We start from the raw sequence: 14,588 nt of genomic DNA, 5'->3' as shown, positions 1-14,588 counted from the left end.
GATGTCTGTAAATACTGAAACGAACCCCGCGCAGGGGCAAACCGCCGTAATGAACAAAGAAAGCGTTTACGCTTCTCTGTTTGAAAAAATCAATCTGAGCCCGGCATCAAGCCTTGGCGATATTAATGTCTTTCTGGACGATGCGGCGCTATCAGAGGCCACGGCGGGGGAACGCCTGACCGCGGCGATGCAGGTTTTTATGGACTGCATTCGTCAATCCGGTCAGCAGGTGGAGAAACTCGATAAAACGCTTATTGACCACCACATCGCGGAGCTGGATTTCCGTATAAGCCGTCAACTCGATGCTGTTATGCATCACCCGGAGTTCCAGAAGGTGGAATCTCTGTGGCGCGGCCTGAAGCAACTGGTAGATAACACCGACTATCGCCAGAACGTGAAAACCGAAATCCTCGATGTGTCCAAAGACGATTTACGTCAGGATTTTGAAGATGCGCCAGAGCTGATACAGAGCGGTCTGTACTGGCATACTTACACCGCCGAATACGACACCCCCGGCGGCGAGCCGATAGGCTCGGTAATTTCAGCGTACGAGTTTGACGCCAGCCCGCTGGACATGGCGCTGTTGCGTAATATTTCGAAAGTCTCCGCTGCGGCGCATATGCCATTTATCGGCGCCGTAGGGCCGAAATTTTTCCTCAAGGATTCAATGGAGGAAGTCGCGGCGATTAAAGATATCGGCATCTATTTCGATCGCGCTGAGTACATTAAATGGAAATCGTTCCGCGATACCGATGACTCGCGCTATATCGGCCTGGTCATGCCGCGGGTATTGGGCCGTCTGCCGTATGGGCCGGACACGGTTCCGGTGCGCAGCTTTAACTACATTGAGCAGGTAAAGGGGCCGGATCACGAAAAGTATCTGTGGACCAGCGCGTCATTCGCCTTCGCCTCGAACATGGTACGCAGCTTTATTCAAAATGGCTGGTGCGTGCAAATCCGCGGCCCGCAGGCGGGCGGCGCGGTGAAAGATCTTCCCATTCACCTCTATGATCTCGGCACCGGAAATCAGGTGAAAATCCCTTCCGAGGTGATGATCCCGGAAACCCGTGAGTTCGAATTCGCCAATCTGGGCTTCATTCCGCTGTCTTATTATAAGAACCGTGACTACGCCTGCTTCTTCTCGGCTAACTCAACTCAGAAACCCGCGCTGTACGACACCGCGGATGCGACAGCCAATAGCCGTATCAACGCCCGCCTGCCGTACATCTTCCTGCTGTCGCGCATCGCCCACTACCTGAAACTGATCCAACGCGAGAACATCGGCACCACCAAAGATCGTCGCCTGCTTGAGCTGGAGCTCAATACCTGGGTTCGTGGCCTGGTTACGGAAATGACCGATCCGGGTGACGAACTGCAGGCCTCACATCCGTTGCGTGATGCGAAAGTGGTAGTGGAAGATATCGAGGATAATCCCGGCTTCTTCCGCGTCAAGCTGTACGCGGTGCCGCACTTCCAGGTGGAAGGCATGGACGTCAATTTGTCTCTGGTTAGCCAGATGCCGAAGGCGAAAGGGTAACACGCCTGTCACTATCCAGGTCGTCTGGCTCGACAGGCTACAGCCTGTCTGGCGACAGACAACACACCCGCGCCATCTCAGGATGATGGCGTGTCAAAAAATGAAATGGAGTAATTAACATGGCAATACCAGTCTATTTGTGGTTGAAAGACGACGGCGGGGCGGACATTAAAGGTTCCGTGGATGTGAAGGATCGTGAAGGCAGCATCGAAGTGGTGGCGCAGGAGCATAACCTGTACATCCCGACCGACAACAACACCGGAAAGCTAACCGGCACGCGTATCCACACGCCGTTTCTGTTTACCAAGGAAATCGACTCCTCAAGCCCCTATCTCTACAAGGCGGTGACTACCGGCCAGACGCTGAAGTCTGCCGAATTCAAGTGGTACAAAATTAATGATGCTGGTCAGGAAGTGGAATACTTCAACACCAAACTGGAAAACGTGAAAGTGGTGAAGGTCAATCCGCTGATGCACGACATCAAGAACCCAGCCTACGAGAAGCACAGCCATCTTGAGCAGATTGAACTGCGCTACGAAAAAATCACCTGGACCTATAAAGACGGCAACATCATTCATTCCGATTCATGGAATGAACGAACGACAGCCTGACGCCCGAAGCAGGCGGTTCGCCGTCTGCTTTTTTGCTAAGCGCCTGTGACCGCTGGCTTTTAGCAAAAAACAATCAGCCTGCCCGACCTTGCGCGCTTTGGTCTCCTGCATCACGGGAAACGGCGATGGGCGGTAGCGTGTCCGGAATCGACAAAGAGAGAGCCTCATGGAAAACCCAGCCATCCTGTTACGCCGTTTAAACCCTTACTGCGCCCGCGCCCTGGAAGGCGCCGCTTCGCTGTGTCAGGCCCGCGCGCATGCGCAAATCCTTCCAGAACACTGGCTGCTAAAACTACTGGAGCAGGGCGAGGGAGACCTGACCGTTTTAGCGCGGCGTTATGAGTGGGATATGGACGCTATCTGGCAGGATCTGCTCTCTTTTCTGGAAACGCTTCCGCGTTCGGTACACAGCCGGCCGCAGCTGTCCGGCAGCATCCAGAGCCTGATGCAGGAGGCGTGGCTGCGGGCTTCACTGGCGGAGGAGACCTCTCTACGCAGTGTTCATCTACTGATGGCGTTAGTCAGCAACCCAACGCGGGTGCGCTGTGACAGTCTGTGGCCGCTGTTAACGTTGGGACAAGCGCAGCTTGAACACCTGCGACCATTATTAGATATGCAGTCTGATGAGCGCCCGGAATTACAGCCAGATGAGCCTGGCCACGCTGGCGATGTGGAGTTTGTCGGCCGCCCCGTGGAATCGGCTGTGAAGTCCGCTGAGATGACCCCTGCGTTACAGAACGCGCTGGATAAATTTACTCTTGATATCACTGCGCGTGCCCGTGAAGGCAAAATCGACCCGGTCTATGGTCGCGATAACGAAATCCGTCAAATGGTGGATATCCTGTCGCGCAGGAGAAAAAACAACCCAATCCTGGTTGGCGAACCCGGTGTCGGCAAAACCGCGCTGGTCGAAGGGCTGGCGTTGCGTATCGTGGAGGGCAATGTGCCGGACAGTCTGAAGCCGGTTTCATTGCGTACGTTGGATCTCGGCTTACTGCAGGCCGGCGCAGGCGTCAAAGGGGAATTCGAACAGCGGCTTAAGAACATTATCGAAGCGGTACAGCAGTCGCCTGTCCCGGTGCTGCTGTTTATCGATGAAGCTCATACTATCATCGGCGCAGGCAACCAGGCCGGTGGCGCGGATGCCGCTAATTTGCTCAAACCGGCCCTGGCGCGCGGCGAACTGCGAACTATCGCCGCCACGACCTGGAGTGAGTATAAGCAGTACTTCGAGCGTGATGCCGCGCTGGAGCGCCGCTTCCAGATGGTCAAAGTCGACGAACCGGACGATGACACCGCCTGTCTGATGCTGCGCGGGCTGAAATCTCGCTATGCTCATCATCACGGGGTACATATCACCGATGAAGCCATTCGCGCCGCCGTGACACTTTCCCGACGCTATCTCACCGGTCGCCAGTTGCCAGATAAAGCGGTGGACCTACTGGATACCGCATCGGCCCGCATTCGCATGGGAATCGATACGGTGCCGGAATTGTTGACGCGTATGAAAGCGCAAATCACGGCGCTGGAAATGGAAAAACAGGCGCTACTGGAAGATGCCATGGTCGGTAGCGGTAGCGACGAAGCGCGGCTGGCGGCAATTGAGCTGGAAGAATCGCGTATTATTTTACAGCTTGATGACCTGGAAACGCAGTACGGCCTGGAACTTAAGCTGACCGAGCAACTGCTGAGCTGCCGAGCCGATCCTTCCCGCCGCAAGGAGATCGGTGAATTACAGAGCCAACTTGCCAGCGTCCAGAATAACCACCCGCTGCTGGGGCTGGATGTCGATTTACGTACCGTAGCAACGGTGATTGCCGACTGGACCGGGGCACCGCTCTCTTCATTGCTGAAGGACGAGCAGACGGAACTGCTGAGTCTCGAATCTAATCTGGATAAACGAGTGGTGGGGCAGGATATGGCGCTAAACGCCATTGCCCAGAGACTGCGGGCGACCAAAACCGGGCTTGCACCGGATAACGGCCCGCAGGGCGTATTTCTGCTTGTCGGTCCGAGCGGTACTGGAAAAACGGAAACCGCGCTGGCGCTGGCTGATGAACTGTTCGGTGGTGAAAGATCGCTGATTACCATCAATCTTTCCGAATATCAGGAGCCGCATACGGTGTCCCAACTGAAAGGATCGCCTCCCGGTTATGTCGGCTACGGTCAGGGGGGGATTCTCACCGAAGCGGTACGCAAACGTCCGTACAGCGTGGTCCTGCTTGATGAAGTGGAAAAAGCGCATCGCGATGTGATGAATTTATTCTACCAGGTGTTCGACCGTGGCTTTATGCGCGATGGCGAAGGACGCGAAATCGACTTCCGTAATACGGTGATCCTGATGACCTCAAACCTCGGCAGCGATCGGCTGATGCAGATGCTGAAGGAACATCCGGAAGCGACAGAATCCGATTTACATGACCTGTTGCGGCCGGTGCTGCGAGAACATTTTCAACCAGCGCTGCTCGCGCGTTTCCAGACCATTATTTACCGGCCGCTCAGCCAGCCGGCGATGCGCAAAATTGTCAACATGAAACTCAACCAGGTCAGCCAGCGTTTGTATCGTCATTACGGTATGACAACCGATATTGCCGAAGGCCTGTACGATGCGTTGACGGACGCCTGCCTGCTGCCGGATACCGGCGCGCGTAACATTGACAGCCTGCTTAATCAACAAATTCTACCAGTGCTGAGTCAGCAACTGTTGAGCCATCTGGCGGCAGGGCTGAAGCCGCAGAGCCTTTCTCTGGATGTCGATGAAGAAGGCGGCGTGGTCATGGAATTTAGCCACTCCTGATGAGGATATCTTAGCGTCAACGCCATCCCGGTACAGGATGGCGCGGGCGATGGGCAAGCAGAACACTATCAGCAGGGCATTGCGGTCTTATGGAGAAAAAATATGACCTGGATGAGTTCGTTGGGCCGTGAGCGCAACACAACCGCAGGAGCATAACCTGCATGGTTGGGAATATGAATTTAATCTCAAGCAAAGCTACCCAAAACGCGAACAGATAAACCAGTATCGCGAGAGCGACCTGGCGTTTATTCAGCGCCTGCTGGCTGAAGTCGGCATATTCTATTATTTCACCCTGCAGGAAGAGGCGCAGAGCGAAGTGGTGAATTTCGCCGATGCGCAGCGCGCGTTGATATTTGGTAAGACACTCCCCGTCAACAGCCCGTCGGGAATGAGCGACAGCGGGGCGGAGTCCGTATGGGGCTGCGAGGCGGAGAGTGAACAGCGCAGGGAGGATCTTTATTAATGGCATCAGTTCATACATTGATTAGTGCGAGCCAGGTAGCGCCGGAAGCGCTGGCCGCACAGACCCAGCAGCGTTTGCTGCTGTGGGAAAACTGGCTGCAGCCGGTCACGGCCGAGCAACCAACGGGCGATGATCCCGGCTATGACGATGATTTCCAGTTGATGCGCGAAGAAGTGAATAAGCTATCCGGCGCCAATACCGATCTGATTTGTCAGCTTGCGGAAAAGCTGCTGACCACCGTCACTCAGGATATCCGCGTCGCCTCATACTACGCCTGGGCCCGCCTGCACCGCGATGGCGAAGCGGGTCTGGCTGATGGGCTGGAATTACTGGCTGGATTAATGCAGCGTTTTGGCGTGAGTCTACACCCGCAGCGGGATCGCAGCAGGAGAGCTGCCCTTGACTGGCTGGCGAGCCAGCGCATGCTCGACAGCCTGTCGTTATACCCGGAGGTATGCAACAGCGATGCGCTACGTATCACCGGCGCGTTGCTGATCATGGAGCAGACGCAAGAAGGGGCGGTCCCCGGCGCGTTGTGCGCCGCCCTCGAAACCCGGTTAATGAAATCCGGCGGGCCAGAAGCTGTGGTCCCGCAGAATATCAGCGATGCGCCGCTAGCGGCGGTGGGGGGCAGCGCGCCAGTGCTCAGCGGTATCACCTCTGGTCAGGAGCTGCTGACGCAGGCGCGGGTGCTGGCAAAGTATCTCAGCGACCAGCCGGATGGCTGGCTCTCTGCCCATCACCTGATAAAGAGCATTCGCCATGATACGCTGCATCAGTTGCCGCCGTTACTGGCGGGCGGCAGAACTCGTATTGATCCGCCAAAACCGGACCAGCGGGCGCTGCTGAAAAGGCTGTATCTCCAACAGAGCTGGATGGAATTACTCGAGCAGGCCAGCGAGATGTTTTCCCGCGGCGCAAACCATCTGTGGCTGGATCTGCAGTGGTATGTTCACCAGGCGCTGTTGAAATCCGGGCGCGACGCGCAGGCCGCTATTATTCAGCATGATCTGCAAGGACTGCTGGCACGTTTGATCGGCCTGGAAGGGTTGGCGTTTAACGATGGTACGCCGTTTGCCGATGAGGTGACGCTGAACTGGATACAGCAACAGGTGCTGGATAATGCAACCATCTGGCTGGACGACACCGCTTCCCGCGCCGTCACCGCTTCCGGCGACGACAACATCCTTCAGTTAGAGCCGGAGGCGCTGGCTCTGGTCGACAGCGATGGCGCTGAGGCGGCGCTGACCTGGCTGCAACATCGTCCGGGTATCACCACCCCCAGAAGCCGCTGGTTACTGCGATTATTGATGGCGCGGATTGCCGAGCAGAGCGGGAAAAACGAACTGGCGCAACATCTGCTGGCGGAACTGGACGTGCTGGCAGCCACGCTGTCACTGGCGCAATGGGAACCGGAACTACTGTTTGAAGTCCGAGCGCGTCATCTGCGGCTGTTGCGCGGTAAGGCCGGACGCAGCGAAACGGAAAGAGCTCGTCTGCAGTCGCAGATGGACCGTTTGCTGGCGGACCTGATTGCTATTGACCCCGCCCGCGCGGCGGTGCTGTGCGTTTAAACGCCTGATGATCGTCATGGACGAGTAACGGATAGCATACGATCGATGATTTAACCTTGCGCTATTTCGATGCTGGATCTCGACAAAGCCGGTACGCCGGATCCCTACGTAGAGCGTCTGTTTGAAGGGGTTGCTTTTTCCATGGAGCGCTTGCGGGAAAAGATTGATGACGACCTGCCTGAGCTTACCGAAGGGCTGGTTAGCATGCTGTGGCCGCACTATCTGCGCACCATTCCGTGGCTATCGGTGGTGGCGCTGACGCCGGAACTACCGACGATGAAGATGGCGGAAACGGTGCCTGCCGGGCTGGAGATATATTCCCGCCCGCTGGGGCCGAAAAATACCGTCTGCTGCGCCGCCTGCGCAGAGCGTGGGGCTATGACTTTGCCCACACCGGCATCGTGGCGCAGCTGGGTTCGCCGCAGATGCTGGATTTTTACGATAATAGCGTCCTGCCGGGCCTGCGAGTAAAACAATTATTGAACTTAATATCGGCGAAATAATTAATACACGCACGAACGGATATGAAATAACTGCTGAGAATATTTATCGTGGCCAATATTCATTGACCGCTACAAATATCATCATCAGTTATATATAGAGGTTCATCTATTAGCATAAATACAAGCATTTAATTACGCCATTTATTAATAAGTCATCACTTTGTATTTGTAAGGACACATCAATGATAAAGCATATCCGTATTTTGCCCGGCGGGCTGGCGGTGCTGGCCGCCGTTTTTCTCTGCCTGCTGACGGCCTGTCGCGATCACAGTCGCGACGGGATGAGCGGCGCTGATATAAATGTCTATAACCACGGTCCAGACGCCATTGTTTCTATGCAGGTTGACGGCTACGGCGGGCCAAGGGCGAATCCCTACGGCGGCGGCGGCGGCGGCGGCGGCGGCGGCGGCTTCTGCTGCGTGATGGTGCCCAACGACTGGCGACCGGGCCTGACGGCAAAAATCACCTGGACTTCCGACCCTAACTCCTGGATGAAATCGAGTGAGATGCCGGACGATTATGAAACTCACTATCAGAAACATGGGCCGATTACTGTCCCTATCGAACATTGGGAGAAGGGGCAGGCCTGTGGCTTTGATGTGCATATTTTCCCCTGCGATAAAGTGCGGATAGTGCGTTCCTGCATCCCGCCTGGGCAGCCGGGCTACCCGGTACCCCAGTCTCCTCCTGACTGGGAGCAACGAGCGGATAAGATCATTTTCAAACATATCAAGGAGGAGATCGTATGTCCGACACCGCAGAGTCCACGCTGAATGCCCTGAAGGCGCTTATTGCCGCCTTTCAGACCGGCGCCACCCCGGTCGCGGTCAAAACCTCCACCGCGGAAGCGGCCAGCTTACCGCCGAAGTTTCCCGGGCCGGATGATGAAAAGGAGAAAACGCCGGCGGATAACTCCACGCAGCAGAAAGCCGAATACAACGAGCGCGGCCGCCTGCCGGCGAGCAGAACGCAGACCGAAGGCAACTATGCCAGGCAGTATCTGGAGGGTTATGTCGGGGAGTCCGATCATCAATCGGACAAAAAAACCGAACCGGGCTGCCCGGCCAGCCTGCATATCAGCCTGTTCTTCGACGGTACCTGCTGTAATGAAGAAGATGGTGATGAAGTGTATGGCTCGCGAAACCCGCCGTTGACCAATATCGGCCGGCTTTATCATGCGGCCAGTTGGGTAGATCAAAAGAATACTGCAGAAAACGATGGCTATTTTAGTTACTATTTTCCCGGCTGCGGAGCGCGATTTCCGGAGATTGGCGAAGAGCACTACTCGCTGGACGGCGAGCTGTTTGCCAACGGCGGTGAGGACCGTATCAATCAGGCGCTGCTTAAAACCTACAGCAGCATCAGCTATGCGGTGAACAAAACCGCGATCAAAGACAGCGAACTGACCAGATACCGGAACAGTATGGCCACCGTCTGGCCCTTCTCGCGGCTGACCCAGAAGTTTAACCGTAAAAGCGCGCTTGACAAATTCTGCGACGACTATCTGGGGTGCGTGGTCAATCAGTGGCCGCGGCAGCCAACTCGGCTGCATATCCAGCGTTCGCAGCGGCGCATCGCCAAAATCAAGCTCTTTGTCTACGGCTACTGCCGGGGGGCCGCCACAGCCCGCGCCTTCGCCCGCGGGCTGGAGTCACTGCTCGATGACGCTAAAATGCCGCTCGATGCGACAAATATGCTGCCGGCGGGGACGGTGGTGCCCGGCGGTCCGACCCTGCAGGGCATCCCCATCAGTATCGAGTTTATGGGGCTGCTGGATACGGTCTCCGCGGTTGGCGTGCCGCATATCCTGCCGTCGGCCACCGGGCATCTGGGCTGGGCGGCCAACAGCCTGCGGCTGCCGACCACCAAAGGTTTTTTAAAAAGCTGCTACCACTTTGTCGCCGGCCACGAGCAGCACGGCGACCTGCCGCTGGACTCCATTCGCGGTCCGGACGGTAAGTATCCGGCGGGGGTGGTGGAGGTGGTCTACCCCGGGGTGCATGCCGATGTCGGCGACTGTAAACCGTCAGAACTCGGCAAAGTGCAGACCGACGCCCGCAGCCTGCTGTCAAAGATTGTGCTGCATGATATGTATGCCGCCGCCTTTGATGCCGGGGCGCCGTTAAGTGTTCCGCGTGATGTTCTACCCGGAGGTGCTAAGAACAAAACCTACCGGGTAATGCAAGGGGATGTCGCTGACCAATTCAAAATCTCCGCCCAGGCCATCGCCCTGTTTAACGCCTGGCAGCAGGCCGGGGCGAAGACCGAAACGCCGGCCGTTAACGAGGCGGAGGTGGTGGCCATCGCCGTGGCTCAGGGCCGGGATCCGGTCGCCGCGCTGGAGGCGGCTCGCAAGAAGGCGGATGGCGATAAGGCGAAAGCCGCGGCCACCGCCGCGAAGTCGCCGGAGAACGGCCCGCTGGGCAAGCTGCCGGATCCGGTGTATGTGCCGCTGAAGGCCAAAGCGCTGGAGGTGATGCTGGCGGACCAGCTGAGCTGGATCACCGCCTGGCGCACCGAGCGCTTTGCCAGCCCGCAATATGTCGATAAGTATTATCAGCGTAAGCCTTTTTATCAGCAGGCGCTGAATGAATCGTCCGGCGCGCTGCCGTCGGCGACGGCGCCCGTGGAAAGTGAAGTGCCGCGTGAAGTGCCGTTTATCGATAAGGATCGTCTGGATCGCGCGGCATGGGGTTATGACTTTGCCCATACCGGTATCGTGGCGCTGCTGGGCCAGGTGCTGCTGGATGTGATCCCCACCACGCAAACCGACCAGCTTGGCGGTCCGCTGGTGGCGGCGCAGGAGTCGGAATATATCCAGATCAAGAAAAGCGGCGATGCCCGGCGGGCGGCGCTGATGGGCTCGCCGACGATGCTGGATTTTTACGATAACTACGTGCATGACACGCTGGCCAAATATAATCATGACCCGCTGCACTCCTCGTTTTCCCACGGTTATTTTGCGTCGCGGACGATTTACGATAACGATGACGATACGTGGGATTCGGTGAAACAATTTGGCCAGCGGGTAAAAGCGATTATAGATATTAATGTCGGCGATATATTAGTGCAGGCGCGAACGGATATGAAAATACAGCTGAAGATATTTATAGCGGCCAATTCTATTTGACCGCTACAAATATCATTATCACAAATTTTCGGGAGGTATATATATCAGCAAAATATAATTCTGTCATCACGTCATCTCTTAATAACGACGCATTTAATTTCTTTTGTAAGGACACATCAATGATAAAGCATATCCGTATTTTGCCCGGCGGGCTGGCGGTGCTGGCCGCCGTTTTTCTCTGCCTGCTGACGGCCTGTCGTGACCACAGTCGCGACGGCATGAGCGGCGCTGACATCACCCTTTTAAACCATGGTCCGGACGCCATCGTTTCGGTGCAGGTGAACGGCTACGGGGGACCAAGGGCCAATTCCTACGGCGGCGGCGGCGGCTTCTGCTGTGTGATGGTGCCAGATGTCTGGCGCCCGGGGCTGACGGCAAAAATTACCTGGACTTCCGACCCTAACTCCTGGATGAAAATAAGCGATATGCCTGACAACTATTCGCAATACTATCAGCGCCATGGCCCGATCACCGTGCCCATTGAACGCTGGGAAGAGGATCAGGCTTGCGGCTTTCATGTGCATATTTTCCCCTGCGATAAGGTGCGGATAGTCCGTTCCTGCATTCCACCGGGACAGCCGGGCTACCCGGTACCCCAGTCTCCTCCTGACTGGGAGCAACGAGCGGATAAGATCATTTTCAAACATATTAAGGAGGAGATCGTATGTCCGACACCGCAGAGTCCACGCTGAATGCCCTGAAGGCGCTTATTGCCGCCTTTCAGACCGGCGCCACCCCGGTCACGGTTAAAACCTCCACCGCGGAAGCGGCCAGCTTACCGCCGAAGTTTCCCGGGCCGGATGATAAAAACGGAGAAAAGTCTGCCGATAACTCTGTGCAGCAGAAAGCCGAATACAACGAGCGCGGCCGCCTGCCGGCGAGCAGAACGCAGGCCGAAGGCAACTTCGCCAGGCAGTATCTGGAAGGATATGTCGGGGAGTCTGAACATCAATCGGACAAAAAAACGGAGCCGGGCTGTCCCGCCAGCCTGCATATCAGCCTGTTCTTTGACGGTACCTGCTGTAATGAAAAGGGGGCCGATGAGGTGTATGGCTCGCGTAACCCGCCGCTGACTAATATCGGCCGCCTCTATCATGCAGCCAACTGGAAAGATCAGAAGGAAACAGCTGAGAGTGACGGCTACTTCAGTTACTACTTTCCCGGCTGCGGGGCGCGCTTTCCGGAGATTGGCGAAGAGCACTACTCGCTGGACGGCGAGCTGTTTGCCAACGGCGGTGAGGACCGTATCAACCAGGCGCTGCTTAAAACCTACAGCAGCATTTGCTATGCGGTGAGAAAGGAAAGGATCGAAGACAGCGAACTGGATATCTTTCGGCCTCAGATGGCCACCGTCTGGCCCTTCTCGCGGCTGACCCAGAAGTTCAACCGTAAAAGCGCGCTTGACAAATTCTGCGACGACCATCTGGGGTGCGTGGTCAACCAGTGGCCACGGCAGCCGACGCGGCTGCATATCCAGCGCTCGCAGCGGCGCATCGCCAAAATCAAGCTGTTCGTCTACGGCTACTGCCGGGGGGCCGCCACCGCTCGCGCCTTCGCCCGCGGGCTGGAGTCGCTGCTTGATGACGCTAAAATGCCGCTCGATGCGACAAATATGCTGCCGGCGGGGACCGGGGTGCCAGGCGGCCCGACCCTGCTGGGCATCCCCATCAGTATCGAGTTTATGGGGCTGCTGGATACGGTCTCCGCGGTTGGCGTGCCGCATATCCTGCCGTCGGCCACCGGGCATCTGGGCTGGGCGGCCAACAGACTGCGGCTGCCGACCACCAAAGGCTTCTTAAAAAGCTGCTACCACTTTGTCGCCGGCCACGAGCAGCACGGCGACCTGCCGCTGGACTCCATTCGCGGTCCGGACGGTAAATACCCGGCGGGAGCGGTGGAGGTGGTCTATCCCGGGATGCATGCCGATGTTGGCGGCGACTGTAAACCCACGGAACTCGGCAAAGTGCAGACCGATGCCGCCAGCCTGCTGTCAAAGATTGTGCTGCACGATATGTATGCCGCCGCCTTCGATGCCGGGGCGCCGCTGAGCGTACCTGAGGAAGTATTGCCCGGCGGCGCCAAAGGCAAAAAGTATCGGGTAATGACCAATGATGTATTAAAACAATTCAAAATCTCCGCCCAGGCGATCGCCCTGTTTAACGCCTGGCAGCAGGCCGGGGCGCAGCAGGCGGGGGCGAAGACCGAAACGCCGGCCGTCAACGAGGCGGAGGTGGTGGCCATCGCCGTGGCCCAGGGCCGGGATCCGGTCGCCGCGCTGAAGGCGGCTCACGACAAGGCGGATGGCGATAAGGCGAAAGCCGCGGCCACCGCCGCGAAGCCGCCGGAGAACGGCCCGCTGGGCAAGCTGCCGGATCCGGTGTATGTGCCGCTGAAGGCCAAAGCGCTGGAGGTGATGCTGGCGGACCAGCTGAGCTGGATCACCGCGTGGCGCACCGAGCGCTTTGCCAGCCCGCAATACGCCGATAAGTATTATCAGCGTAAGCCTTTTTATCAGCAGGCGCTGAATGAATCGTCCGGCGCGCTGCCGTCGGCGGCGGCGCCCGCGGAAAGCGAAGGGCCGCGTGAAGTGCCGTTTATCGATAAGGATCGGCTGGACCGCGCGGCGTGGGGCTATGACTTTGCCCATACCGGTATCGTGGCGCTGCTGGCTCAGGTACTGCTGGATGTGATCCCCACCACGCAGACCAACCAGCTTGGCGGTCCGCTGGTGGCGGCGCAGGAGTCGGAATATATCCAGATCAAGAAAAGCGGCGATGCCCGGCGGGCGGCGCTGATGGGCTCGCCGACGATGCTGGATTTTTACGATAACTACGTGCATGACACGCTGGCCAAATATAATCACGACCCGCTGCACTCCTCGTTTTCGCACGGTTATTTTGCGTCGCGGACTATTTACGATAACGATGACGATACGTGGGATTCGGTGAAACAATTTGGCCAGCGGGTAAAAGCGATTATAGATATTAATGTTGGCGATATATTAGTGCAGGCGCGAACGGATATGAAAGATCTGAATACGGTATCGGGCGTGCTGGGTAAAATATATCGCGATATAAAAAGCGAGGCTTTTAAAATACTGCTTCCCTGACACTTTAATTACCATATTACTATGGACGGCGTCGTAAAAATAAAAATCTGTAATTACGTCATCTCTTAATAATTCATTACTTTATTTTATTTTTGTAAGGATACATCAATGATAAAGCATACCCGTATTTTGCCCACAGGGCTGGCGGTACTGGTCGCCGTTTTTCTCTGACTATTGACGGCCTGCCGCGATCACAGTCATGACGGCATGAGCGGCGCTGATATAGCCGTATTAAACCACGGACCTGATGCCATCGTTTCGGTGCAGGTTGATGGCTACGGAGGGCCCAGGGCGAATCCCTACGGTGGCGGTGGCGGATTCTGCTGCGTGATGGTGCCTGATGTCTGGCGCCCGGGACTGACGGCAAAAATCACCTGGACCTCCGATCCTAATGCCTGGATGAAATCGAGTGAGATGCCCGATGATTATGAGACTCACTATCAGAAACATGGGCCGATTACTGTCCCCATTGAACGCTGGGAGAAGGGGCAGGCGTGCGGTTTTGATGTGCATATTTTCCCCTGCGATAAGGTGCGGATAGTCCGTTCCTGCTACGGTCGCGCAGATCCGAAATACCCGATACTTCCTCATCCTGATGAGGATAAAAAAGCAGATAACGTTATTTTCAAACATATCAAGGAGGAGATCGTATGTCCGACACCGCAGACTCCACGCTGAATGCCCTGGCTGGGCGCCCATTTGGATGTACGGCTACAGCTGTATGTGGCCCGCCATTTATTACCGGCTGCGCAACGCTCTTGCCAACCCAAAAACGCGGCGCGGTTAGGGCGGACCGCGGTACTGCGTCCGCTTAACGCGCAATACCCTGCTACTGACATTATCACCATTCATCTGGGGCGTTAT

Annotated in this window: 8 protein-coding genes and 3 pseudogenes; all 11 read left to right on the top strand. The window is 56.6% G+C overall.

Annotated elements, in window-relative coordinates; all coding sequences use genetic code 11:
- Position 1: 1 nt before the first annotated feature.
- The 11 genes and pseudogenes from tssC (at position 2) to ABLV08_RS02905 (ending at position 14,402) form a co-directional block, all read left to right on the top strand.
- A complete protein-coding gene (tssC, locus tag ABLV08_RS02955; RefSeq protein ID WP_348855545.1) occupies positions 2–1,537 on the top strand; it encodes a type VI secretion system contractile sheath large subunit in 1,536 nt (511 codons plus the stop codon).
- Between the two features lie 119 nt (positions 1,538–1,656).
- Positions 1,657–2,148 (top strand): type VI secretion system effector Hcp, encoded by a 492-nt coding sequence (hcp, locus tag ABLV08_RS02950; protein WP_015366299.1) that lies wholly within the window; start codon positions 1,657–1,659, stop codon positions 2,146–2,148.
- A 166-nt stretch (positions 2,149–2,314) separates the two neighbouring features.
- Positions 2,315–4,945 carry a type VI secretion system ATPase TssH gene (gene tssH, locus ABLV08_RS02945; RefSeq protein ID WP_348855544.1) on the top strand — a complete coding sequence of 877 codons (2,631 nt, stop codon included), beginning with the start codon at positions 2,315–2,317 and terminating at the stop codon, positions 4,943–4,945.
- A gap of 145 nt (positions 4,946–5,090) precedes the next feature.
- Positions 5,091–5,366 (top strand): annotated as a pseudogene (locus tag ABLV08_RS02940) (phage late control D family protein); the annotation flags it as partial.
- Between the two features lie 41 nt (positions 5,367–5,407).
- Positions 5,408–6,982, top strand: a complete 1,575-nt coding sequence (tssA, locus tag ABLV08_RS02935; protein WP_015705644.1) for a type VI secretion system protein TssA — start codon at positions 5,408–5,410, stop codon at positions 6,980–6,982.
- Positions 6,983–7,054: 72 nt separating this feature from the next.
- A pseudogene (locus ABLV08_RS02930) lies at positions 7,055–7,333 on the top strand (type VI secretion system baseplate subunit TssF); the annotation flags it as partial.
- Positions 7,334–7,667: 334 nt separating this feature from the next.
- A complete protein-coding gene (locus ABLV08_RS02925; protein ID WP_348855543.1) occupies positions 7,668–8,258 on the top strand; it encodes a DUF3304 domain-containing protein in 591 nt (196 codons plus the stop codon).
- Positions 8,231–10,615, top strand: coding sequence for a DUF2235 domain-containing protein (locus ABLV08_RS02920; RefSeq protein ID WP_348855542.1), 2,385 nt, complete (start codon positions 8,231–8,233; stop codon positions 10,613–10,615). The genes ABLV08_RS02925 and ABLV08_RS02920 overlap by 28 nt, the downstream gene beginning before the upstream one ends.
- A 119-nt stretch (positions 10,616–10,734) precedes the next feature.
- Positions 10,735–11,307 carry a DUF3304 domain-containing protein gene (locus tag ABLV08_RS02915; protein ID WP_015705639.1) on the top strand — a complete coding sequence of 191 codons (573 nt, stop codon included), beginning with the start codon at positions 10,735–10,737 and terminating at the stop codon, positions 11,305–11,307.
- The gene (locus ABLV08_RS02910; RefSeq protein WP_348855541.1) at positions 11,280–13,724 is read left to right on the top strand and encodes a DUF2235 domain-containing protein; all 2,445 of its coding nucleotides are present in this window, start codon (positions 11,280–11,282) and stop codon (positions 13,722–13,724) included. The genes ABLV08_RS02915 and ABLV08_RS02910 overlap by 28 nt, the downstream gene beginning before the upstream one ends.
- Before the next feature lie 108 nt (positions 13,725–13,832).
- A pseudogene (locus ABLV08_RS02905) lies at positions 13,833–14,402 on the top strand (DUF3304 domain-containing protein).
- Positions 14,403–14,588 lie beyond the last annotated feature (186 nt).

The organism is Klebsiella sp. CN_Kp088 (genome assembly GCF_040064335.1).
In the GTDB taxonomy this organism is placed as follows: Bacteria; Pseudomonadota; Gammaproteobacteria; order Enterobacterales; family Enterobacteriaceae; genus Klebsiella; species Klebsiella aerogenes.
The sequence above is the reverse complement of the archived record's forward strand: the minus strand, read 5'-3'. Positions and strand labels throughout refer to the sequence as shown.